The organism is Bradyrhizobium icense (assembly GCF_001693385.1).
GTDB lineage: Bacteria > Pseudomonadota > Alphaproteobacteria > Rhizobiales > Xanthobacteraceae > Bradyrhizobium > Bradyrhizobium icense.
In genome coordinates this window covers 2,110,725-2,134,151 of record NZ_CP016428.1, presented here as the reverse complement: position 1 = coordinate 2,134,151, position 23,427 = coordinate 2,110,725, and the positions used below count along the sequence as shown (strand labels likewise).

The window sequence follows — 23,427 nt, the reverse complement described above, 5'->3', positions numbered from 1 at the left end:
AGCTGGAAAACGTTCAGCGCGCCGCTCGCTTATGCCGGGACCTTTCGCAATTTCCGGAAAAACTCCCGCACCTCCCGCACGAACAGCTCAGGCTGCTCGAAAGCCGCGAAGTGACCGCCCTTCGGCATTTCGCTCCAGTGCTGGATATTCGTGTAGCTCGCTTCCATCCACTTTCGCACCGGCGTGACGATCTCCTTCGGGAAGGCCGCAACACCGGTCGGCACCGACACCTTGTGAGCCGTCCGGCGCTTCGGCCCAAAGCTTTCCCAGTACAGGCGCGCCGATGAAGCGGCGGTGGCGGTCACCCAGTACAGCATGACATTATCGAGCAGTTCGTCGCGGCCGAAGATGTTTTCGGGGTGCCCGTCGCAGTCGGTCCACGCCCAGAATTTTTCCAGGATCCATGCCGCCTGCCCGCTCGGCGAGTCAGTCAGGCCATACGCCAGCGTTTGCGGCCGAGTGGACTGCTGCTTGGAATAACCGGAATCCCAGTCGGCATAATGCTGGATGCCCTTCAACGCACGCGCTTCCTCAGGCGTCGGCTCGCCTTCCACATTGGGGCGGATCGACATTGCAAGTGTGACGTGGATGCCGGCGCAATGTTGCGGGTCTTGCGCGCCGAGCGCGGTGGTGATCGCCGATCCCCAATCGCCGCCCTGCGCGCCGTATCGCGCATAGCCAAGGCGATCCATCAGCACCGCCCAGCTCGATGCAATACGGTCGATGCCCCAGCCGGTTGTCTTCGGCTTCTCCGAAAATCCAAAGCCGGGCAGCGACGGGCAAACGACGTGAAACGCGTCGGCGGCGTTGCCGCCGTGCGCGGTCGGGTCGGTCAAGGGCTCGATCACCTTGTGAAACTCGACCACCGAGCCCGGCCAGCCATGCGTGACGAGCAGCGGCATTGCGTCCGGATGCGGCGAACGCACATGCAGGTAATGAATGTCGAGCGCGTCGATCTCAGTGGTGAACTGCGCAAAGCGGTTGAGCCGCGCCTCGCGCCCACGCCAATCGTACTCTTCAGCCCAGTAGCGGCAGATGTCCTTGATCCATTTCAGAGGCGCGCCCTGGCTCCAGTCGTCGACCAGTTCGGCTTCCGGCCAGCGCGTGTTACGCAGCCGCGATCTGAGGTCGTCGAGGACGTCGTCACCGATCGAAATGCGATAGGGTTTGATTTCAGCGCTCATGCGGGCCCCTTCTCAAAATCCAGCCGGAACTGCCGGGACGGACTTCACACGGAAATCATCGCCGTACAGGAGGCTGATATCAAGGGAGGCGCAGGAGGTACTTACCTCGCACCCGAATTCACACGGAAGCCGAGCGTCAAACGATGCCGCAGGTGATCGATCCGCTCAGACAACGTCTTGGCGTTTGCCGGATCGATAAGCCGTCCTCATCGCATCTTTCAAGTGCAGGAAAAGCTTGCAGCAGCCGAAAGCGATTATCAGCGCCGGCGGAAACATGATCGCAGCGAGCGGCAACTGCGACATGCTCGAGGGGCTGACCCATCTTCCAACCAACCAGCTCAACGCAAAATCGACGGAACCAACCAGCAGAGCGAGGCCAAGCAGCGGCAAAACGAGCCCAGTAAACATTGAAACCCAGCTTGGTGCCGCTTTTGACCAATCGATGCCATCGAGCTGGTCATGGCGCTCGCCTTCGGAGGTGCCAGCCAAATCGGAATTGTCGCCCAATCCGATGCCTCGAGACCCCGAAAGCCGCGGGACGGCATCATTCGTTTTAATAGCCATATTGAACAACGTCATTATCTTTAAAAACCGGTGATTGTAAGCCTTAGCAACATCGGCATTAAGGGGCGAACTTGTCGGCCACGTTATGCAGTCCTATAGCAGCGATTTGATACAGTTTATAGGGCGAAACAGGCTTAATTCGGGTTCCATTGAATCCGGTTGTGGGGATAGCTGCAGCCCTTGCCGCCTGGATCCGACGGGCTGGCGCCCCAGCCATTTGAAAAACGATTTAAGCCGCCGGCATTAATCTCGTTGCAGATGCCGCGTTCAAGCGATCGCCAGATATTGGCGAAGCTCGCAGCCGTTTACGAAGCGCAAGGCGAGCAAACAAGGTCGCACTCGCCGGTCCCATAGCGGTGATGAACAAATTCGAATCTGGAGCGTTGTGCTCGACCGATCAGCGATCTGCAGCCGGCCGAGAACGCGGGGATGATTCGTATCCTGTTCGTTTCATGGGCAATTCTTATGCTGGCATCGCAACTCATTTGCGGCTGCGCCACGTTCCTGCATTGGCTTTCATCAGGCTAACGGCCCGCGCAGCGATGATGTCCCGCCGGCGAGATCAGTACCAGGGCCACCAGTTATAACGATACCGCGGATTACCGTAGTAACCCGGTCCAGCGTACGGGCCAGAGAAATTCTTGTCGCCGTAAACCCACCGCGCCACGGGGCGGCGCCGATGCGGTCGGTAGCAATTGCCCGCCTCGTCACAGATCACCTTCGCGGCCGTGATCAGCGTATCCGGAGCAGGCTGAATATGGCTCAGAAGTGGCGCTGCACTGGCACTGGTAGCAATCAAAAGGCCGGTCGCCAGCACGGACGCACAGATCGTTCGCATGTCTCGTCTCCCCCTTGCGAAATTAGCAGCTGCTCCGAAATGCCGAAGATTCTTGCAGACAACAAAAGCCGGAGTTCGGAGCCTATCCGCTCGACCGGATGCTGACTAGGGCTCCCGATACCCCATTTTCCACGATCATCGGACGCGGGTGACAACGGCGTTCGCGGCTTGCGCCGCGGTGCCGCCAACAGCCGCATACAATCCGGCAATCGAGCGCCCGATACGCCCGAGCCTCCGTTCGAAACCACGAGCAGGTCAAATCAGGCCCCGGCCATCTCCGTTACACCGGATGCCGGATGCCTGCCTGGATTGACGTGTCGCGCAGCGACTGAAGCGTTCCTCTCGGAGAGCCGCACCGCCCACATTTCAGAATGGAACAGGGATTCGGCTGAGCCTCGGTCGGCAACGCAACGGTCAGGCTGCCGCATCGGTCGCAAACCAGCTTGAATGTTTGCCTGTCCATCAGGGTGGTGATGCTCGTCTCAACATCCATGTCAAATCCATCAATCCGGATTTCGGCACACTGAAACAATGAACGATCGAAAAAGTATTAGTCTAGGGTCGGCCTGACCGCGATTCGGATCCAACAAATTCAGATTCCCACTGGTCTCTGCAACTGGCGAACGAATTTAACCCTAATACTCGCGATGCACTCACGAGCGCCCACAAGCGGGAAACGCGGGCTTTCACCTGCAAGGCATGGTCATCCATTCCTGTAGTTACCGCTCACCTTGACCGTCGACGCAAATCGCGGGTTGCCTCGATGTGCCAAGTCATCCCCATTGCTTCAAACAGGCTCTCCGCCTGGTCTAATAGCTCGGCTACGTGCGCGCGTTCTCCGCAAGCAAGTCGTATCTGGGCGTCGCAGAGCTGCGTGACCGCAATCTCGTGTCGTGCTCCTCTGGCAAGCGCGTTCTTCATCGCCAGAGCGAGATACACTTCCGGCGACTTCCGGTTATGCCCGGCAGCCGAGGCGCGAGCCATCGCGCGGTAGGCCATGGCTTCCCCCAACCGGTCATGCCGTCGACTACGCAACAGCGCACGAGCGGCATGGTGCCTCGCCTGCTGCCATCGTTCACTTTCAACCAAGCTGTCAGCCAACCAACCGTGATTCAATGATACAAACAGTCCTCGATTGCGGTTCTCGAGCCATGACGTGGCATCTACGATCGCCTGCAATGATTTCTGGGACCGTTGCGTCATCCAACTCGCATATCCACCTAATGAAAGGTTCATTGCATACAAATACAGACTCCTCACTCGCTCTGCGATATGCTGGCCCTTGATCGCAGCTGCTCGTGCGTCCTCCCAACGGCCCTGCCACAAACTGACGGCGCTTTTCCAACACAAGATCGACGCCTCAACCTCATGGCCTGAATCATGAACTGCAGCCAAAGCTTCGTCTAAACATGCGTGCGCTTGCTCGAATAGCCCGCGGTCGCCGAGGACCGTTGCTTTGCAGGCCAACGAATAAGCAAGTGCAACAGGGAGCCGACCGCGTTTGCGGAATTGACGCTTTATCGAGATTGCCTCGTCAAGCAACACGAGGGACTTGTCGTATTCCGCTGCCGCCGCACAGGCTTGCCCCAACACCGCTCGAATTTGCACAGCAAGCGGTTCGTCGCCGACGGCCGTGGCTTGTGCAAGCGCGGTTTCCAAGTGGCGTGTGGCATAAGCCAGCTCCCCTAGCGCGTAGTTGATGTATCCTACCCAATATTCGGCTCGCGCAAGCGCGCGCTGATCGTGGTGGGCTGTCGCAAGGACGACTGCACGTTGCAGAAACTCCAGTTGATCCCTTGACGGATCAAATACGCAGGCCAAAGCCAGTCGTTGCGCTATGGAGATCCAACGTTCATAGTTTTCTTGAGAAGAATCCGGATCGAGGGCCGAGAGAGCGGCGCCGTACTGTATTTGGGCACGGTCCAACGCCGAGGCCCCGGCGGCTTTATCTCCCGCGGCCTCGGCGTACTGAGCGGCCTCGACCACCTTCCCGCATGCGCCGTAGTGATACGCAAGTAGTTCCCAAGCTTCTTCCTGCGCGCCTGCCGGTCCATGCTCTCTCAGCGTGTCAGCGATACATTTATGCAGCGCATTGCGCTGGCGCAGACCAACTGAGTCGTAGATCACGTCACGCGCAATGCCGTGCTTGAATCGAAGTGTTCCCGATTGCTCGCCGGGAAAAATGAGATCTTGTGCAGCGAGCGTTGCGATAAGTGGATGGCTTTCCCCACAGCCGGTGAGCCTCTCAAGCAGCCAAGTGGGAATGACATTGCCAATAACGGCTGCCGTGCGAACCAGATCAATCTGCTCGGGCTTCAGTCGTTCGACGCGGGATTCTATGAGTTTCTCCAACCATGCCTCGCCGCCGTGGATGCGGCCAATCCGGTTGTGATCCGGGCTGTCATGCGCAACGGAGTGGCATAGCTCTTCAATAAACAACGGATTGCCGCCAGAGAGCTCCCTGATTCTTGTAACGGTGAACGGATTGCTTCCAGGAAGTAGTTGACGAATGATTTCCTCGGCTTCGTCAGCGCTGAAAGGCGCAAGGGTTAAGATGTTCGCGCCACCGATCGCCACGTTACCATCGCCAAGCTCGCGGCTTGCAACGAGCACGAACAACGTCCGATTGTCGCCGCGTCTTATCGCTTCGAGCACCTGACGCGATGCGACATCGGCCCATTGCCAATCGTCGATGAATAGCACCACAGGTTTGGAAATGACTAAGGCATCGAAAAGCTTGCATATCGCGGCGATCGTGTTTTCCAGCGAAATATTACGCGATTCCAGTTGCCCGTTCACGGGATCCAGCGAAAGAGTACGCAGGAACTCAAACCGATACTTGAGGAGATCGGGATTAATTTCCGCGAGCGTTCTCTCAAGCACCTTGGCGGCGCGCGCAGCCGTCATTCCATAGTCCAGGCCCAGCAACAATCGGAGAATCTGGAGGAATGGCTGTAAGGGCTCGGCGCTTAGATAGCTTTCGCAGTAACCTCGCAGTATCCGGCAATCAGAATTTGCCGAGTCGCGGAGAAATTCCTCGACGAGCCGGGTCTTTCCCATACCCGCGGGTGCGACGATCGCAACATATTGCGGCTGCCCTTTTATTATGTCGTAGAGGCTTCCCTTCAAAGCCTGGAGTTCGGTTTGGCGGCCTATGAATGACGTTAGACCCCGCATCGATCTTGCTTCGAATCGTGTGCCGACGGCAGCGCGACCAAGGATGCCGTAGACTGCGATCGGCTGGATTATCCCCTGGAGGCTAAGGGATCGCCTGGGCGTAGTCTCATAGAAGTGGCTTTCAGCGCCCAGCGTTTCTTCGCTGACTAAAATCTCGTCGCTTTGCGCAACGTCGGAAAGGCGCGCCGCAACATTTACAGTATTACCCAACAAATCAAGCCGTCCATGAAGATCATCCCCATCGGCAAGAAGTACCAAGCCGGAGTGAACTCCCGTATGCAGATGCAGCGGCGGCAAGGTGCGGGGTGAGAGGTCAAGTGGGATTCTTCGAACGAAGTCGTGAAGATCAAGCGCGGCCTCGGTCGCTCGGCGTCCATCGTCCTCATGTGTTTCCGGATAACCGAAGCTGGCCAGCAGGCCGTCCCCCCGAATCTGGACAATCGTTCCACCGTGCCTTGGGATGATGTCTTCATAGGCGCGGCGGAGGTGACTCAGCAGATCCGAAAAGTCTTCGGCCTCCATACCTGCCGCGAGGCGGGCGGAGTCTGACAAGTCCGAAAATAGGATCGCAAGATATCTGCGCCGCGATCTTGCCTCTTCCTGTCTTCGATTGGTCATGTCACTCACCGTGCCACTTAAAGGACTTCCTTTTGGGACGGCAGTTTCGAACTCATTACGTCGACAGCAAGAGCTCGCAGGGCCCAACCGGTCGTTTCAACCGGCACGTCGAAAATTAGGTGCCACGATCTTACACGTTCTTGACCGTCCTTGCGAGCGCTGAACTTGTGCTGACGCCGGCACATTCAGGCAGGACACAGCGCGCGCTCTCGCCAGCGCGTCGGCAGCTCAACGCCGGCTCACGTTCAATTCCATTGGCGACATTGTAGGCCGCAGCCGCGCCCATTCCAGCAGTCCGGCCAGCATACCCAGCATCACACCTATGGCCATTTCGTAGCCCGGGCATGCGTGGGTGGGATGGCCCTTCTCTCTGCGGTTGCCACCGAAGAGGAGGTATAGGCCGTCGTTGTCGTCGTTGAGACGGCACTCTTGCGTTGCTGACACGATGCTCACCGCAATCTTGTCGCCTGGACGGACCTCAACGGGTCCCAAAAAATGCCGCTCAAGTGCGGTGCGCCACACGAGCTCCGGAACGGGTCGCAAGAGCAGGGTTTTCGTCAGCGGGCCCATCAGGACCATACAAGCTTTTACGAAGCGGTCTTGGTTTTTATCGGCCAGATAGGCGAGCTGATGGTCCCACAACGATCGGTCGCTGATCCATTCGAACAGCGCCCCGCGGATGTTGCCGTCGACGGTCGGAAGGAAGCCCATCATCACGCCGATCAGCGTGCTTGTCAGCTGCGCGTTCTTCTCGGAGGTCAGCTGCGCCTGGTCGTTGGAGTATGCATCGAACAACGCGTTTCCGAGTGTTCCCAGGTTCCTCTCGGCCTTTCGTTGCGCCTCGATGAGCTTGCCGACTGCGTTGAATAGGTCCTTGCCGTGCTGCTGGCCCACCTTGGTCGCTTCCAAGCCCGGGTTGGGCTGGAACATGTACCGTGACGGCGAGTGGAAGTGGCCCGGGCAGGTAGGCTTGTCCGATCGCCAATGCCAGCCGCCGCACGCCACATGCTCGCCATCGGGCAGGCCGAACCACTCCTTGCTGATGCCCGCCAGGGTGTCGTCGACGATGTCCTTTACCTGTAACCTTTTCTCGCCGTCGTCTGGGACGAGGGATCTGAGCGCTTCCTGCGTGTGCTTAAAAGAGCTTGTGAACGCCGCCTCGCGGCTGACGGCCATTATTGCTTTGTTGGCAGGGCAAGCCTCGGCGCGGTATTTCGACGTGCTCAGCCGGTCATCGTCCTTGCCCAGATAGATCTCACCGAAGGACGCGCGCATGCGCTCGGCATAGCCCGTCACCGTGTAGCGCGGGTCCCCCCTTCCGCCGTTATTGAATACTTCGGTCACGAGATCCTTCTTGCATACCAACACCCCATATGGCGTCCGCAGCACCCCACCGTGCAACTCCCGTATCGCCGCCCATACTGCTTGGCTGATGCCGAACATACGTGCGTTTATATCCTCAAGCGCAATCTTCCATTGGTCCGCCGCCGAGTCGAAACCCAGTTGCTGTTCGGTTCGTCTCAGCTTGGCGATGACCGCCGCGCCCTTCTGCACATGCACGGCGAGCTCTGCGGCACGCTGGTCTTTCTTCTTCGGATTATCCTTGTCCTTAATGGACTCGATTTTTGCCGCTGCCTTTGCAAGCTCCGTGAGTTCGTCGATCGCCTTGATCGACGGGACGAAGGCGTACAGACCCCATTTCATTGTGACGATCGGCCGGTCCAACGGTAGCTTCACTGGTTCGGCGCCGTGGAGCACAAAGGTGTGCGGATCACCGTCCAGTGGCACGCCGACAAACGGATCTCGTAGGGCCGAGTACGTATTCTGGTCACTGCTGTTGCTGCCGCTCAGCCAAGCCTGGATGACCTCGTACTGCTCTGCGATCGACGCGTTGTACGCCATGAAGAATAAACCACGTTTGGCGTTCGGCTTCTCCCTATAAGGCAGACCATAGGACATGCCTCGTCGCATGATCCGGGGCACAGTGCGGATATCATCCCGGGTGCCGCGGGGATTGGCGCGTCGGATATGGGATTGGAATGGGCAAGCCTTTCCCTCTGCGTCTTTCGAATAGTCGAAGTCGTTGCCCCTCCTGTTGATCGTCTCGTCTTCGATCAAGACTTCGCCGTCACCTGTGCGACCCATGAACTTCGCCTTTGTCCCCTCCACGTCTCCGCTCTCTTTCAGTACGGTGTGCAGCGCGTCGACATCTTGCTCCAGTTTGCGCACGACTAGGAAGGTGCTGTCATCCCAGAGTTTGCCGGTCAGCGGCGGATCGCCGAAGGAGTTCTCGTAACCGAGCAGCAAGTCGCCAGTCACGACCTTGTCCCTCGTCGGTCGATCTCGGGGGATGTTCTTGTAACCTACGTCGCCAGTCATGACTTCGTTGGAGCGGGCCGGCTTTTGAGGCGGTTCCAGCCATGGCTGGCTGATGCCGTCCACGAAGTCAAAATGGTCCCGGGGAGGCTCACTTCCCGAGCCGACCAGGCGCCGCATGCTCTGCACCGAAAGGATCTGCACGCCCTTGCCGGAAAGCTTTTCGTTAAATTGCAAGACCGCACCGCGCAGCGGATGCTTGTCGCTAGCCATATCCTGCCATTCATCCGCAGGTCCCTTGCATGTGTACATGACGATCGCATGGACCGATGACAGCTCCACGCGCTCCCGCTCGTGTTGTGGCGGCTCGGGCCAATTGCGCTCCGGGAGGGACCAGTTGATCGGATGGTTGTGGCGCACGTCGCCGAGGATGCTGGCCCGCGCCGCCATACCCTCCCGGAACTCATATGGCAGCAGGTCAAGTGTGCCGTTCGGCACGCCTGCGATCGTGAGCCCCTGGACGGTGAATCCGACATTAACGAATGGCTTGGCCGTCGCCGCCTCCAATGCGGTGGCGCTGGTGTGCTGGATATCCGGCTTGAGGTATTCAAGCATGTCGCACGCCGCTGCCGAGTCCTTGAGCGAGACCAGCAGCAGGCAAGCATGTGTGGCGCCCGTGTAGGCCTCGATAATGCCGCCCTGAACCTTGAGAGGATCCCATTTCGCTGTGGTGGCGCGGCCATCCAGCGCCTTCGCCTTGTAATTAGCAAACCAAGTCAGCGCCGCTCGTTCCGTCGGGTTGAGCTCTTTTTGCCGGGCTTTCCCGATGCACTGGGCGAGTTCCTCCCCCAACAAATGCCCTGCGGCGCGCAGCAGAAAGTCGCCGTCAGGCACATCTGCAAGCGGCGGATACATGTCGCTCAGCCGGTACAACGCGGTCAAAGCCGGCAGCGCCTGCTTCAGAAAGCCGGCCTCGTACCTATCGAACCAAGTCAGCGCCGCTTGTAGCGTCGCGTCGAGTTCGCTCTGTCGGGCTTTCTCGATTAGTGTACGGGCGGGATCCCGCAACAGATGCCTTGCGGCGCGCAGCAGAGAGTCGCCGTCGTTCGCACTTGCAAGCTGCAGATGCATGTCAGTCAGCCGGTACAGCCTGGTCAGGGCTGATAGCGCCTCCTCAAGAAGGCCGCGGCGACCGGCGTCGTGCCACCCCTGTCGCTCCTGCCGAAGGTAGTGCAGGTCGTTTACGGTCAGCGCGCTGGCGTTGTAGAAGAATTCAGTAGTGACCTGGGCCGATCGGACCCAGCCCGCGTAGGCCGGGAAATCGTGGCTGTGGGCATCAAGGTAACCCTCGCAGTTACAAAAAATGACGTCCAGAAGTGGCCCCAAATCACGCCAGATGCGGCGCATGTAGGGCTCCCACCCGCCATCGAATGCGACCGAAAGCAGGAGCCGCTTTGGCGGATCCTCCCCGACGATCGCAAGGCGGAAGGAGTGAATGGCCCGGATTCGATCGACCGCGTCGGCGATCAGTGACGTCGGCTCCGCCTCCAGTGACGAAACGCGCAGCAGGTTCAGCGTCCTCAACAGTAGTCGCAGCCGGCTTTCGTAGCTGCGCGAGTCCAGTGCCGGGATCAGCCCGGGCTTAATTTTTGCCGCTAGGGTGAGGTCGGTGACGCCCAACAGGCTCCTCGACTTGCTCTGTATATCAATCTGCATGGCGGTTCCCTCGTTCCTATCCCTGCAATTGTTCGCTACAGTGGCGGGCGCACCCGCATCACCGGCCTTGGCGACGGCCTATAAGGCTGGCCGGCTGTCGACATGTTCAATGCGCGCTCCGCCTCGATCAGCGCGTCCAGCGCTCCCTCCAGTGCGGCCGCCTGGGCAGCGAGCAGTTGCGAATCCTTGTCCTTTTTCAGCACCGGTTCGTCGATCGCCAGACGGATCAGGTCGCGAAGCGGCTTGCCATAACCGACGTGAGACGCCGCCCAGGTCAGCCCGGCCAGGCTCGTTGCAAGGCTGTCTCGCAGCACGTTGAGTCGCACCCAGCGATGCTCGTTCCAGCCGTCGGACAGTTTGTCGTCGGACAGTTCGTCGGAAGGCCGCGCGACGGGAAAGGCATATCGCTTGAGCAGCTTGAGCGCTGCCACGCGCCCCAGATCGGCCAACCCCCTGATCTGATCGCCCGTCATCCGGATGTTCAGGCCACCGATCCCGCTACGCAGCCTCACCCGCGCGACGCGTTCGCGGACCCCAGGCAGGCGAGCCAGCGTGGCGTCGTTCCAGTTAATCGTCGTTGAAGCAAGTGCGCTGAAGAAGCCAGACAGCCTGTCAAAAGATCCGGGTTCTGCCTCGAACTCGCTCCATTGGTCCTCCCTGCCTTCGAGATGGTCTCGCGGCAGCCGCACCACGCCGTATTTCCTCGGAAGGCCGGTCCACCGCGTCCCCAAGCACTGCTGGCTGGACAGCCAGATCCACGCCAACGTCCTCCGCCAAAGCCGCCACCATCGAAACAAACTCCACCAAGGCCGCCGCGCGCGCGCCGCTCCTTGCTCGCTCTGGGGAATTTCGTGCAGCGAGATGCCGAAAGTAGGCCAGGAAGGGATCGGGCTATCGAAGAGATGGATCGGAAAGTTCGAACAGATGCCACCGTCGCAGAATAGACACCGCCTGAACACGGGCTTCTGCTTGTCTCGCTCGTCGAGGATCCAGAGCGGCACCGCGCTGAACAGGACCGGAAAGCTGACGCTCATGCGCGCCGCCACCAGGATCGGCAGGTGCTCCCTCGGCAGCGGATAAAGTGGCTCCTCCTCGGGCTCATCCTCGCCTCCCGCGACCGACGATCCAACGAGCGACACGAACCAGCGAGCCACACGACGGAGTAGGCCCACCGGAGCGGGTTCGACCGGCGCCGGCTTGGCATTGCCATCGTACGAGCTCGATTTCCTCATCATGCATTCGACCACCCTTTGGGGGAACAGCCGACGCATCTCGCTCGAGCGGAAATAGAGCGGCGGGTCGTCCACCTCGCCGTCTTCCTGCTGCGGAAAGATGTACGGCCGCCCATGGGTCACGTTAGTGGTGAACATCTGCAGATTGATCGAACTGGCCCCTGCCGAGCAGGGGTCGTTCAGAGTTTCCCGTGGCGAGCCTGGGGCTTTCGCCAGGTCCGCGAAGGTCAAGGGCTCATCGTCCACCTTGCGGCCGGCAATCTCCTGAATAAGGCCGTGCAGCCAGTCGGTGAGCGGCGGGAGTGGCGACTTCCCCACGCGACTCCCGGTGCACAATCCATAGTCGTGCCGCACCAAGCGTCTGACCTCGCATGCGACGAAGATGAGCATCGCGATAACTGCCCCAACGAACGAGAGCGTTCCGGTCAGGAAAGCGGACGAATAGTCGATCCATCGCAGTGCGGCAGCCCCGAGCGCGATGACGAGGATGATGATCGCGATGATAAAGACGATTGCATGCGAGCGAACGATCCCGAGTGCCAATGCACATAGTTTGCCGGATGGCTTGGCAAAGCCGGGCAACAGCGCATTGAACAGACGCCTGTTCTCTTCCTCAGGCTGGAAAAGCCACGCGAGGCGGGTCTTGCCGTGCACGTTGTCGGCGACGGCAGCGGTACGCTCCAGCATGATCTGGAATCCGTGCGACGAGCCGTGCCGACGCCGGTATTCGGCGGCGGCCGCCAACGCTGCGACGCCGGCACCGGACGAGGAGCCGCCGATGCTGTTGAAGCGGTAGGCGGTCGCGAGCGCGAAAACGGCTGCTGGATAGGCAATCGAGCTCGTGACGCCGCCGGTGAGAATCAAGTCGCAATAGCGATCGCTCGGGGCCCGATCCTCGAATGCAGGTAGCGGTTCCCTGGTGGACATTCGAACTTCCTCACTCGAACCACCGACACCACCGCCCCTGGAAAATAGACCTTCCGTTGGAGCTCCTGGGTGAGCTGGTTCACACTCAGAGACTTTTTTGCGGTGCTACTTGAGATCAATCTGCGCAGCCTTGAGCTTTGCCCGCGACGCACATTGACAGTTGTCCATCCTTGAGAGGCTGGCGGAGAGACTCCCCCCTATTCGTGGTTTCGCAATTCAATGAGGCCCAGCTTCAAGAATCGGTCTGATGCTGTCGGGAATGGTCGCTCACCATCAGTTCTGCCGTTTGGAACGCACGCACTTGGAGGCCCTGCAGAACTAGAACAATGGTTAACGTGCGCTGTGATGCGCTTCGTCCGATTGTTCATAGCAAAAACGTCACAGCCCCGAAAAAAGTGAGAAAAATGAATGACATCAAGGCCTGTCCCAGCACCAAAAAGGCCAAATCCCGGTTCCGCTGAATCGTCGTCTCAGTTACAGTTCGGCGTCAAAATTTAACGGAATTGGAATAGCGCTGGTTGCATGGGCAATTGGGGCGGAAAATACCTGCGCCAGACGGCTTTTCGGGCGGCGCTGGCTGCGCTTTTGCTCGCCGCGGTCCTGTGCGCGGGCGCCAGCGCCCAGGTGGCGGATGGCGGTCCTCCGCTGGAGGGCGAAGCCTATGCGGCGGCGGAGACCGCCTACAAGGCGTTCGGCCAGGGCGATTACAAGGCCTCCGCGGCGAGCGCCGCAGAGGCTGTGGCACTCCGTCCTGACCTCCTCCGCCTGCATTTGCTTCTGATCGATTCCCTGGTCGCCGCGGGCGACCTCCCCCAGGCCGAGCAAGCAACGAAGGTCGCCTCGGCGGCGTTTGCAGGCAATCAGGAACTCCAAGGACGGCAAGCGAATATCCGGCAACGCCTCGCCCTATCGCCGGCAAGCGAAGGCTACAAGGCGCTTGAGAAGGGCGATGCCAAAGCCGCGGTGCGGGCGGCGCGCAGTGCAGTCGACTATGTGCCGGACTCGATGTCGTATCGCCTGTTGCTGCTGAACGCCCAGCTTGCCGACAATAATTTGTCGGGAGCTTTGGAAACCGTCACCGAAGCGATTGCGCTCGATCGAGCGAATTATGTTCCACTGGTATGGCGCGGCTATATCAACCAGCGGCTGGGGAAGCGCGCCGATGCTGTCTCCGACTTCAACGCTGCCCTGGCGATCCCGGGCCTGACAGCTTCTCAGCAGAAGAATATCCGGCTGATCTCGGCGGATGCAGCCCTGGCGTCAGGCGACTTCAACGCCGCGATGGAATTATTGGGTAGCTATTCGCGAACCGACCCAAAGGTCATCACCCGCCTCACCGATGCCGAAGGCGCAAGCCAGCGCAGGGGCGTGCTTCAGAACAACGGCAATACAATGCCAACGCCGGTGCAGGAATGTTCGACCAGCGCCAACGGCGTTAGTTGCGAACTCGAGGCCCCCGCGGTCCTCAGCATATTGACCCCTGTTGCATCGCCCGAAGAAAAGGCCGCAGCAGAAATCTTTGAAGCAAAGGAACGGGCCTACCGGGCTGAACGAGACAAGGACTACGAGCTAGCCATCGTCGAGGCGCGCAAAGCCGTACAGCTTGAACCCGAGGTCGCCGCAAGCCGCCTCCTGCTGATCAACATCCTGATGTCGGCCGGCCGCCCCGCGGAAGCTGAGACCGAAGCGACCAAGGCGATCGGGGCGGGCCATTCAAGCGCTGAGATCTATGCACAACGCGGCTATGCGCGAGGTAAGCTCAAGAAGTTCGGTGGCGCGATGTCGGATTGGGAAACGGCCCTGAAGCGGGGCCTGCCGCCCGCTCAAGCCCGCAGCGTTCGACTTTCCCTCGCCGATGCTGCCTTGACTTCCAACGAGCCCATGCGCGCTTTGCGCGCACTTCAGAAATTGGCCGTCGGCTATGACACGTCGATCCGCAAGGCCTATGCACTGCAGGCGCTCGGTCGAAAGGAAGAATCGCTTGCCGAGTTCAGGACAGCGGAACGGTTCGCAACGACCGCTGTTCAGAGGGACGGCGCGCTGCGCGCGCAAATCAATACGCTGGTCGAGTTGGACCGCAAGCCGGAAGCCCGCATCGTATTTGATCAGGCGATCGCCCATGGCAGGTTGGGTTCTGTCCGGGATGCCGATGTTGGCTATCTTGCCGTCGCCGTTGGTAACGATGAGGTAGCTCTGGCTCGCTTCGATCGCGCGCATGGCAACGGCCAATTGCCAGCTCGGGCCACGATCGATGCGGGATATACCGCGATGCGTCGCTTCGAAAATCCAAAGGCCATCGCCTATTTGATGGAAGGGATCGACGCCAAGGCAAACGGACGGATCGATATTGACGATCAAAAGCTGTTCGAGACGCGTCGAACAGTTTCAGATCTGGCCCGGGTGTGGGGTATCAATACTTCGGTTTCCTACGGCAAAGTCGGTTCGGCGCCCAATCCGTTCCTGACGACGACCGCGCCGAGCAGTTACACATCGCAACTGGGAACCGAGTTCTATTATCGCCCGGAAGGGTTCGGATACAGGAATGGCGCGATATTCGAGCTGTTCGGCCGACTTTTCGAAACCCTCTATGACCAGTCCGGCGGACCGACGGGCGGACGCACGACACAGGGCATGGTGGGCGCCCGCTGGAAGCCGTTCTCGAACGCCAACCTCGTTTTTGAAGTAGACAGACTTATCGCGCTTGGCGATGCGGCGCGCGATGACACGCTGTTGCGCGCGCTCTACTCCTACACAGTCGGCACCGATTTGCGTGTCTTGGATGCGAGCTGGCCGACCTGGTACGTCTACGCGGAAGTGGATCGCTTCCTCGAGAAGCGACAGCTGGTCGCGATCATGGAAGGCCGTTTCGGACGAAGCTTCCGGCTCGATGCGATCAGCAGCAACCTGGTGTTCTTCCCGCACGCCGTGCTGGCTGCAAACTACGACGATTCATTCGCCAACCGTTCCGCCTACTCGGCCGGCGCAGGCGGTTCGTTGCGCTACTGGTTCGGCGGAACGAAATACACGGCGCCGCCTTCATACTGGGAATTGACGTTACAATATCGCTGGCGCCTCGCAGGCGATCAGCGGGCTCAGGGGATCTTCGCGCAGACGTCGATAAACTATTGAGCGCCGCCACATCCGCAGGCGCTTGATCGTTCTACGAACCGAAATAGCGATCGCCGGGGTTATGAAACGCTCGGATCAGACCAAACAACTCAACCGGCCTTTGCTATCCAAAACAAAAGCCACCTTTCGGCGGCTTTCATTATTTTCGGTTGTTCGCAGGTCAGCCTATGCCGTTGCTGGCACGCGTCTGGCGTTACGCCGATACATGCCAAAACCTAACCCCGCAAATCCAATTATCATCATCGCCCAGGTGGACGGCTCTGGTACGGCAGCGGTGAACTGCACTTCGCTCAGCAATATCCAAGGCTCAAGATTTGGGATGTATGCACTGTTCTTGAAGTCGTTGACGTTATCGAGGAAACACCCGGCGGCGTCGCAGCCGTATCCGGCGACATGATTGTTGTAGTAGTTGATGCCATCCAGCAGCAAGGGTCCCCTGTTCAGGGTCAAGCTGAAAGTGTCACTGGAAACGATGGGCGAGTCAAAAGTAAGCGTAATAACTTCCGTTCCGTTGTACTTGTCACCCAGATAGTCCGTAAAGGTCGTTGTATAGCTCGGGGTGAAAGTCGAATTGCCAGGCGTGGTGATCGAGACGTCTACCGACGCTGGCTGACCGACAAGGCCCATGAAGCCGAGCGAACCAGCGTACGAACTCGCTACATACAATGTAATCGTACTAACGCTCTTGCCCGCCTCGAGGTTAAAAATGATGGTGGGATCCTGATATTTCCAGCCGACGTAGTCTTGGGGCACGAACGAGTAATTCTGCGCTGGAATGATATTGTCGGTCAGTTTGCCGGTACCCCCTGTCAGTAAGGCTTCCTTGGGGGCGCCATTTGACGGCACGACCAACGAAGAGCCGTTGGTATTGGCATATGTCGGAACAGAGTAGCTCGTATCGAAGTAGTTGTAGTTGCCGTTCTGGGTCAGCCCATTGCCGTTGTTCATCTCGTAGCTGGTGACAGTGACCAGCGCGGCCGATGCAGCCGTAGAACCCAGCACGGTTGTTGAGAGAGCAATGAGCAAACGAGATCGCAGCGACATATTAAATTCCTCGAAGGGCGAACAAATAAATCGAACGTCATCGTTTATTGTTATCAAGTTATTACCATGAGCTTCATCCAGTGCAAGCAGCATCTTCTGCGGCAGCGTTGATCGTTAACGGCCTGATCGTGCAGGTTGTCCAACGAGATCGCCCATGCGCGCGTCGGTTGATTTGCGCCTTCAATAAACGCGTGTTCGGCTGATTCCCGTACAGATGTGTGTGCTCCAACAAGGCGCCGAGGTTCAATCTTCAACGGCCGCGATTAACCATGCGGCGATATCGTCCCGCCTTTAATCAAGGCCCGCCTGCAATTAACGCTATCATTTAATTGGTCTATGGCCGGATCGAAGCTGATTCCCGGCGACAGGGCTGGTTCGCTTGCGGACCGTCCGGCCGGTGCTTTGCGGTGAGGTCACCGGGCTGGTTTGCCCTGCAGGGCAGGATCGGGCACCCTTGCGAATTCATTCGTCACGCCATCCGGAGCCGTCCCGCGAAAAACAAAAAAGCCGCGGTCAGTGGCCACGATGTCGCCCCTCTGAAGCAGGGTGTCGTTCATGGCCATATCAGAGGCGATCCGTGCGGCCTCAGCGGCAGAGGGCGGCGGCCGCCTGATGCGACCGCTCTCCTGTGCGTCCGCCGCTGCGCTCAACGTGAAGACCGCCGGGACGATAAAGGCTTTCCACATGGCTTTCTGGCACACAAACGCGGAGGGCCATCTATAACAAAAGAGCTGAGCGGGGGCTTTTCCAAATGTGGAATCCGGGCGCTGAGATATTCGATACGACCGGCAATCGAAACTCAATAGACGAGGATTGCAGCCGCACCAGTCAACCCTCGGCCCGGCAAGGCCGCCAGGGATAGTCGCGAACCCAATCTTCACGGCAAGGGCTGGAAGTTCGGGAAGAGCGCGGGAAGCTCAGAAACTCGCTCGGACTTTGGCCATCCCCGAGCATACCGTGGCGGCGAATCGGTTCTCTGGGCCCGATTTCAGGTCGCTGATCGCCTCGCCATCAACCCTGTCCGATTGCCCGCGCAAGGCCCTTTCGAGCTGCAGCCAATCGCTCTGTTTAATTTCGGTCGATTCATTTAGCGCAGCAAGCAGCGCGCTTGTCAGTCTATCCGGCACGGCCAGTCCCCTGCTCCATCCAGCACCAGCTCGCTCTCACGCCAGAACGAACGGTGCCGCAACAACCCAAGCCGCTCGTCGAACTCAACACTGTCCGAGCCAGAATCCCGACTATTGGGGCGATTCGCAAGCCTGCCGCTGGATTCGCCGACGGTTTTCCAACTCTACGCGAACGGCTCTTGCACCCGGTTGATAGCGTACAAAGGGGGCTGGGGATATGAACGCATTTTGGGCTTGGCTGATTTTCCTTCGCAGCGGCAGGAATGCAACAGCGGGCTATCGGCGGCAGAAAATTCGGCGAAAACCGGAAGGCCCTCGAGCGACGAAACAGGCATCTGCAGGCTGCGATGGGCCGGCATCGGGGGCATCACGCGGATGCGGCATAAGGGCTGGCTACCTAGGCCCCCAAAAGCCATTCCACGCCGGCAAAAATCGCCCACAACCAGCCAACCATGGCGATCCCGATCGCCGCCAGGTAGAGCGGTGGGGCTAATCCCTGACGCAACTTGTTCACTGCGAACTTCTCAAAGCTTCGGCCTCGGACAAGCGCTCGCGCAGACGTCGTAATTCCAGATAGCGCTCCGTAATGCTGACGGCTCGGAGCTTTTTCAAAGACTTCTTCGGCTTCTTTGATTTCGGCAGACTGGTACGGCTATGCGCTTTCATGAGGACCCCCTCCTCCCGCCTGAGAAGCTCAAGCAAACGATGTGCCAGCCAACTCCGGTGATGCGGCTGGTGCACCAAACGAACCTTTGTCTGGTGCGCACTTATTGGCGTTCGATAACGGTTGCGTGACTCGTTTGCGTGACCCATTCGGGGGACGCCGCGGGAAAAATCCGCGTCACGCTAGGTAGGGGTCGATCGGTCGGTCCGTATCCATTGAGACGCCGTACCCCCGATCAACATCCGACCGTAAAACCCTATTTTTTTCAATGCAAAAGAGCCGAACGATAATAACTCCTGCGCGGGAAAAACCTGGCGGCCAAATTTAAACCAGGTCAGAACAACACAGAAGATAAATCCAAGAAGGTTGCCGCCTGCGATCAGGGTTGGCAGCCATGGCCCTCCAAGCACCGTAACTGACGAGGTCATGACCATCGTCACGACCATCAACAGCGCAAGGAGAGAGAGTGGCGGCACCAACAGATCGAGCGCCAGCACAAGGATATTTACGTCGCCGCGCATCAAACCCGCAGTGAGAAGTCTTGGAACGAACCTTCCGATTGTGGCGAGATGCCCCTGGACCCACCGCTGCCGCTGATTTTCAGTCCCCTTGAAGCTTGTCGGGAACGTGCTGGTAACTGTCACGAACGGAAAGAAATACGGCGCTTTGCCCGTTTCCGCGAGATCGAGACCCAGCTTCAAATCCTCCACCAAGTGACCGCTTGCCAACGGAACCGAGCTGATCGCATTCCACGGAAACATCATTCCTGTCCCCATCAGCTGGACGGGACCACGAAGGTTTCTTAATCCAAGAGGACGAACCCAGTTTCTGAGAACCCAGGCGAACTCTGCGAAGCTATGATTGACGGGCGAGTTCTCGGCGCTTCGCATCACGAACAGCGCTTGCACGGGCCGTTGGACCTGATGACAAACCCGCTTTAGCCCTTCGACCAAATCAGCCTGGAGCCTGCAATCGGCATCGACGAAGAGAACAAAATCGGGCGGGTCCTGGCTGAGATGAGTGATGCCCCACCCCATCGCGAACCCCTTGCCAATTCTCCCGGGGTCGTTGCGAATAATGACCTCGGCGCCTGATGCAGCCGCAACCTCCGCGGTGTCATCGGTGCAGTTGTCCGCGACAACGATCAGGCGATCTCCGGCGCCAAGCTGCGGCTTGATGTCCTGCAGCGTTGGAACCAGCCCAACGCTCTCATTGTGCGCCGGAACGATTACCGCAACGCGCTTTTCAATATTTAATTCCTTGACCTCGAAAGGCTCCAGCTTCGGCGCCTTAAGAGCTGCAATGACTTCAACCAGCAGGACAGCGACGGGAACGCTGAGCAATCCAGCCAGAGCGGCCAAGATCAACATCGCAAATACCGATCTCGAAACGTTTGACTTAACGCTTTGTCAGGCAAAAAAGTGAAAATGGAAGCGGGCTATAAATATCCTGCTTCCCTCTCAATTACTACTATATTTCTCAAATAGATAATAGGACGAGGGACCCGTATTTTTTCGGGGCTACTTTAGAATAGGTCAGGCAGAGCACCCTTCATGAAGATCGCCTATCTGGTTAACCATTATCCGGCGATCAGCCACAGTTTTATCCGGCGCGAAATCCTGGCGCTCGAACGCCTGGGCCACGAGATCCTGCGAATATCCGTGCGGGGCTGGGCCGATGCGCAGCGTAGCTCCGAGGACCAACTGGAGCAGGCGCGCACGCGTTATGTCCTGCGCGGCGGCGCCGTGCCGTTGTTAATTTCATTCCTGCGCATCCTGGTAACCAATCCCGCCGGCCTGCTTCGCGTGATCGCCCTGACGTTAAAGATCGGTCTACGGGCCGAGCGGCCCCTCCCCGTTCATCTGATTTATCTGTTCGAAGCATGCCAAGTGGCTCTGTGGTTGCGGAACGAAAAGGTCCAGCATCTGCACGTCCATTTCGGAACCAATTCTGCCGAAGTCGCGATGCTTGTCGGCGAACTGGGAGGCCCACCCTGGAGCTTCACCGCTCACGGCCCCGAGGAATTCGACAAGCCGAAGTTCATCTCGCTTCCTGAGAAAATCCGGCGGGCGCGCTTTGTCGTCGCAGTCAGTTCATTCGGACGGAGCCAGCTCTTTCGCAATGTCCCGCACGCTTACTGGCCCAAGATAAAGGTGGTCCATTGCGGGCTTGAGCCGGCTTTCTATGACACCGATGTCACGGCGGCGGGCAACGACCGACGGTTGGTTTGCGTGGGTCGCATCTGCGAACAGAAGGGGCAGTTGCTCCTGATCGAGGCATCGCGGCTACTGGCGGAGCGCGGGACAAAGTTCGAACTGGTGCTCGCCGGCGACGGCGAGATGCGCTGCGAGATCGAGTCGCTCATCGCAAAGTACAAGCTGACGGGCATCGTGCGCATAACGGGCTGGATCAGCAGTGACGAGGTTCGGGCCGAAATCCTCGCTGCCCGCGCGCTGGTGTTGCCGAGCTTCGCTGAGGGCCTGCCGGTCGTCATCATGGAGGCCATGGCATTGCGAAGGCCGGCCATAACTACGTTCGTCGCCGGCATCCCGGAATTGATCCAGCACGGCGAGCACGGTTGGCTGGTTCCTGCCGGCGATCTGGAGAGCTTGGCCGAGGCAATGGAGGAATGTCTCAACGCGGCGCCGGAAGCGATCACGGAAATGGGAGAAAGTGCTCGCAAAAGGGTTTTGCAGCGCCATGATATCGACAAGGAAGCGGCTAAGCTTATTAAGCTGATTGAAGCCTAGACGACCGTTGGGCCGATAGTTATCGGCAGCGCCCGGTCCCCCTATTCCTCATGCTTCCGGGAAGTGAGATGAGGATACAGTTTACTCTGTTGGCGGCCTTAGCGATGATCGGCTCGATGCAGCCGGCCATCGGCCAGGTCAACATGCAGTATAGCGGCCGATATGGCGGACAGTACGGCGGCCAGTATGGCGGGCAATTTAGCGGACAATACAGCGGTCAGTACTACGGGCGGGGGAGCAGCGACCAGACCGCCTCGCCAAACGCGCTGGACAGAAAGCTTGATATTTTGGGCGCTCCAGTCAATTCCGGCGCGTGCGGGCAACTTCACTATCCGCCGCCTGGAACGGATTACGTGCTCCATGACAGTCAGGGACGCCGCTGCTTCTAAAACGATGCGCGGATGTCTTTTGCAATCATCGTGTTTGGCAGACAGCAAAAGACCGCCCGCAGGCGGCCTTGCTGATCGCAAACTCCAAGCCGAGGCCTGAATCTTGTTCGTCAACTCGCCCGTGCACGGCGTGCGGGGAGTCGGGCACCGCCCATGAGACCAATCCCGGCGAAGCCAAGTATCAGCATGATCCAGGTCGCCGGCTCCGGAATGGCGGATACCGGCGCGCTAAAGTTCAGCGCATTGATACTCAACACGGGATCCGATGTGGTCAGCAAAACCCATTTGAAGGGCGTGTCGTCGACCACGCCGAAAAAGCTTTGAAGATCGTACACATTTCCTACGCTGTCCTTCGACAGGGTCTGACCGTTGGAAAGTGTGAACGAGACGACAGCTCCGTAGTTAGTTCCGTCGTCAACTCCGTCATACGTATCGAAATTCAGCGCGAATGCGTTCACGGGAGCAGCGAGCGTAATCAGGATATTTGCGACGCCGACAGTCTGCTGCTGCGAAGATAAAACCGGTAAGGGGCCGTTGGAATCCTCATACGTCGGACCAACGTTGTAGAAATCTCCGTTGCCCAAGGCGATGTTCGTTTCGAACAGTACGCCACCATAGCTAACGGAGGCCGTACCGCTTCCGAACTCGTCATAGCCTGGATAAGGACCTGAAGCAGGATCGGGGATTGCAAGAGAGGTCTTGCTTGGCACGGCTGCGCTCCATGACGTGAAGTCAGAATAGCTGACCAAGCCCGCGTTTGCGTTGGCGACACCCGCAAGCAATATCAGGGCCGCCCCCAAGGCAGCCGAGTTCATCTTCATGAACATGTACGTTCCCGAAATTTTGTGTGAAAACGAACGCGGCACTGATTCGTCGCTAGATAATAGCGGAAACGAGTGACCACCGAAAAGAAATTAAACCTTAATTGGGATTGGCAGCGGCGGCCGCACTATTTTATTTTTCCCACCTCATCGGCCGCGGACCCGCGAATGTGCGACTTGCCACTGGTAGCCGGCCCAGAGCGCATCTCCGCTGGCTATGCGTCGGTCCTACATTTCGGGACCAAATACTTCCAAGTATTCGGAGGCACCGACGGGCCGGTCGTCCTCAAATACCCCGATCACCAAGCGCCCCGTCTTCCAGGCCAGCCCATCCAGATTGGTCTTGTGCTTGCCCGCCATGGGCGCACGCGTATCGGCATGGTGACCGTGTACGACATATCGTTGGCCATGCCCGACATCAGCGCCGCGCGGATAACGCTTCCAAAGCAACGTTTCCTCGTTCTGCTGCTCGAGCGGAATTTTCGGATCGACCGCCGCATGGACGAATATTCTGTGCCGATCGACATGCATCAGCGGGAGATTGCCCATCCAGGCCAGATGATCGGCCGGGATCGCCCGCAAATCGGGAAGCGCCGGGCTTTGGCCATAGGAAGCCAGCGTCTCACCTCCCCCATTCCTGATCCACCAGTCGAGCTCGGCCCTGTTTTCACAGACCGCGCACATCATGGCTTCGTGGTTGCCCTTCAGATGGACGACCTTCGATTCATCCGGTCTCCAGGTCATGAGACGCTCGATGACCTGTCTGCTCTGGGGCCCACGGTCGATGTAGTCGCCCAAGGTTATGATCGTGGAAGCGATCCCCTCCGCATGGCGGGCAACCGCGTCAATTGCGCGATCCAGGAGATCCAGCCGACCATGAAGGTCGGGTATGGCATACGTTCGGCTCACGGCAACCTTCGTCAAGAACCGG

16 protein-coding genes are annotated in these 23,427 nt (G+C 58.9%); 3 read left to right on the top strand and 13 right to left on the bottom strand.

Annotation, left to right across the window (positions count from 1 at the left end; all coding sequences use genetic code 11):
* Positions 1-29: 29 nt before the first annotated feature.
* The 7 genes from LMTR13_RS10030 to LMTR13_RS41600 form a co-directional block, all read right to left on the bottom strand.
* Positions 30-1,184, bottom strand: a complete 1,155-nt coding sequence (locus tag LMTR13_RS10030; protein WP_065727733.1) for an epoxide hydrolase family protein — start codon at positions 1,182-1,184, stop codon at positions 30-32.
* A 165-nt stretch (positions 1,185-1,349) separates the two neighbouring features.
* Positions 1,350-1,691, bottom strand: a complete 342-nt coding sequence (locus LMTR13_RS10025; RefSeq protein ID WP_065727732.1) for a hypothetical protein — start codon at positions 1,689-1,691, stop codon at positions 1,350-1,352.
* Positions 1,692-2,310: 619 nt separating this feature from the next.
* A complete protein-coding gene (locus tag LMTR13_RS40525; RefSeq protein ID WP_156795542.1) occupies positions 2,311-2,586 on the bottom strand; it encodes a hypothetical protein in 276 nt (91 codons plus the stop codon).
* A gap of 726 nt (positions 2,587-3,312) precedes the next feature.
* Positions 3,313-6,381 carry an ATP-binding protein gene (locus tag LMTR13_RS10015; protein WP_083218964.1) on the bottom strand — a complete coding sequence of 1,023 codons (3,069 nt, stop codon included), beginning with the start codon at positions 6,379-6,381 and terminating at the stop codon, positions 3,313-3,315.
* 228 nt (positions 6,382-6,609) lie between these two features.
* Positions 6,610-10,413, bottom strand: coding sequence for a Dyp-type peroxidase (locus LMTR13_RS10010; protein WP_065727729.1), 3,804 nt, complete (start codon positions 10,411-10,413; stop codon positions 6,610-6,612).
* Between the two features lie 35 nt (positions 10,414-10,448).
* Positions 10,449-12,572 (bottom strand): patatin-like phospholipase domain-containing protein, encoded by a 2,124-nt coding sequence (locus tag LMTR13_RS10005; protein WP_065727728.1) that lies wholly within the window; start codon positions 12,570-12,572, stop codon positions 10,449-10,451.
* Between the two features lie 474 nt (positions 12,573-13,046).
* Positions 13,047-13,469 (bottom strand): hypothetical protein, encoded by a 423-nt coding sequence (locus LMTR13_RS41600; protein ID WP_197521066.1) that lies wholly within the window; start codon positions 13,467-13,469, stop codon positions 13,047-13,049.
* A 123-nt stretch (positions 13,470-13,592) separates the two neighbouring features.
* Between LMTR13_RS41600 and LMTR13_RS10000 the strand changes: the two genes are divergently transcribed.
* A complete protein-coding gene (locus LMTR13_RS10000) occupies positions 13,593-15,701 on the top strand; it encodes an NfrA family protein (protein ID WP_210184856.1) in 2,109 nt (702 codons plus the stop codon).
* A gap of 165 nt (positions 15,702-15,866) precedes the next feature.
* On the opposite strand, the gene LMTR13_RS09995 is transcribed toward LMTR13_RS10000, so the two are convergent.
* From LMTR13_RS09995 to LMTR13_RS09975, 4 genes are all read right to left on the bottom strand, one after another.
* Positions 15,867-16,838, bottom strand: coding sequence for a PEPxxWA-CTERM sorting domain-containing protein (locus tag LMTR13_RS09995; RefSeq protein ID WP_083218963.1), 972 nt, complete (start codon positions 16,836-16,838; stop codon positions 15,867-15,869).
* 320 nt (positions 16,839-17,158) lie between these two features.
* Entirely contained in the window at positions 17,159-17,431 is a 273-nt protein-coding gene (locus tag LMTR13_RS41595) for a hypothetical protein (protein ID WP_065727725.1), read from the bottom strand.
* 951 nt (positions 17,432-18,382) lie between these two features.
* Positions 18,383-18,538 (bottom strand): hypothetical protein, encoded by a 156-nt coding sequence (locus LMTR13_RS40515; RefSeq protein WP_156795540.1) that lies wholly within the window; start codon positions 18,536-18,538, stop codon positions 18,383-18,385.
* Positions 18,539-18,718: 180 nt separating this feature from the next.
* Positions 18,719-19,906, bottom strand: a complete 1,188-nt coding sequence (locus LMTR13_RS09975; protein WP_065727722.1) for a glycosyltransferase family 2 protein — start codon at positions 19,904-19,906, stop codon at positions 18,719-18,721.
* 183 nt (positions 19,907-20,089) lie between these two features.
* On the opposite strand from LMTR13_RS09975, the gene LMTR13_RS09970 reads away from it, so the two are divergent.
* Positions 20,090-21,286, top strand: coding sequence for a glycosyltransferase (locus LMTR13_RS09970; protein WP_065727721.1), 1,197 nt, complete (start codon positions 20,090-20,092; stop codon positions 21,284-21,286).
* Positions 21,287-21,354: 68 nt separating this feature from the next.
* Entirely contained in the window at positions 21,355-21,675 is a 321-nt protein-coding gene (locus LMTR13_RS09965; protein ID WP_156795539.1) for a hypothetical protein, read from the top strand.
* 110 nt (positions 21,676-21,785) lie between these two features.
* Here the strand turns inward: LMTR13_RS09965 and LMTR13_RS09960 are convergent, their stop codons facing one another.
* Together LMTR13_RS09960 and LMTR13_RS09955 are read right to left on the bottom strand one after the other, a co-directional pair.
* Entirely contained in the window at positions 21,786-22,502 is a 717-nt protein-coding gene (locus LMTR13_RS09960) for a PEP-CTERM sorting domain-containing protein (RefSeq protein WP_065727719.1), read from the bottom strand.
* 222 nt (positions 22,503-22,724) lie between these two features.
* Positions 22,725-23,420 carry a metallophosphoesterase family protein gene (locus tag LMTR13_RS09955; RefSeq protein WP_083218962.1) on the bottom strand — a complete coding sequence of 232 codons (696 nt, stop codon included), beginning with the start codon at positions 23,418-23,420 and terminating at the stop codon, positions 22,725-22,727.
* Positions 23,421-23,427 lie beyond the last annotated feature (7 nt).

Excerpts from the sequence above, each read along its gene's own strand:
- LMTR13_RS09970 (WP_065727721.1), top strand. The coding sequence starts at position 20,090 with ATGAAGATCGCCTATCTGGTTAACCATTATCCGGCGATCAGCCACAGT.
- LMTR13_RS09995 (WP_083218963.1), bottom strand. The coding sequence starts at position 16,838 with ATGCTGCTTGCACTGGATGAAGCTCATGGTAATAACTTGATAACAATA.
- LMTR13_RS10005 (WP_065727728.1), bottom strand. The coding sequence starts at position 12,572 with ATGTCCACCAGGGAACCGCTACCTGCATTCGAGGATCGGGCCCCGAGC.
- LMTR13_RS10010 (WP_065727729.1), bottom strand. The coding sequence starts at position 10,413 with ATGCAGATTGATATACAGAGCAAGTCGAGGAGCCTGTTGGGCGTCACC.
- LMTR13_RS09975 (WP_065727722.1), bottom strand. The coding sequence starts at position 19,906 with ATGTTGATCTTGGCCGCTCTGGCTGGATTGCTCAGCGTTCCCGTCGCT.
- LMTR13_RS09960 (WP_065727719.1), bottom strand. The coding sequence starts at position 22,502 with ATGTTCATGAAGATGAACTCGGCTGCCTTGGGGGCGGCCCTGATATTG.
- LMTR13_RS40525 (WP_156795542.1), bottom strand. The coding sequence starts at position 2,586 with ATGCGAACGATCTGTGCGTCCGTGCTGGCGACCGGCCTTTTGATTGCT.
- LMTR13_RS09965 (WP_156795539.1), top strand. The coding sequence starts at position 21,355 with ATGAGGATACAGTTTACTCTGTTGGCGGCCTTAGCGATGATCGGCTCG.
- LMTR13_RS10015 (WP_083218964.1), bottom strand. The coding sequence starts at position 6,381 with ATGACCAATCGAAGACAGGAAGAGGCAAGATCGCGGCGCAGATATCTT.
- LMTR13_RS40515 (WP_156795540.1), bottom strand. The coding sequence starts at position 18,538 with ATGAAAGCGCATAGCCGTACCAGTCTGCCGAAATCAAAGAAGCCGAAG.
- LMTR13_RS41595 (WP_065727725.1), bottom strand. The coding sequence starts at position 17,431 with ATGTGGAAAGCCTTTATCGTCCCGGCGGTCTTCACGTTGAGCGCAGCG.
- LMTR13_RS10030 (WP_065727733.1), bottom strand. The coding sequence starts at position 1,184 with ATGAGCGCTGAAATCAAACCCTATCGCATTTCGATCGGTGACGACGTC.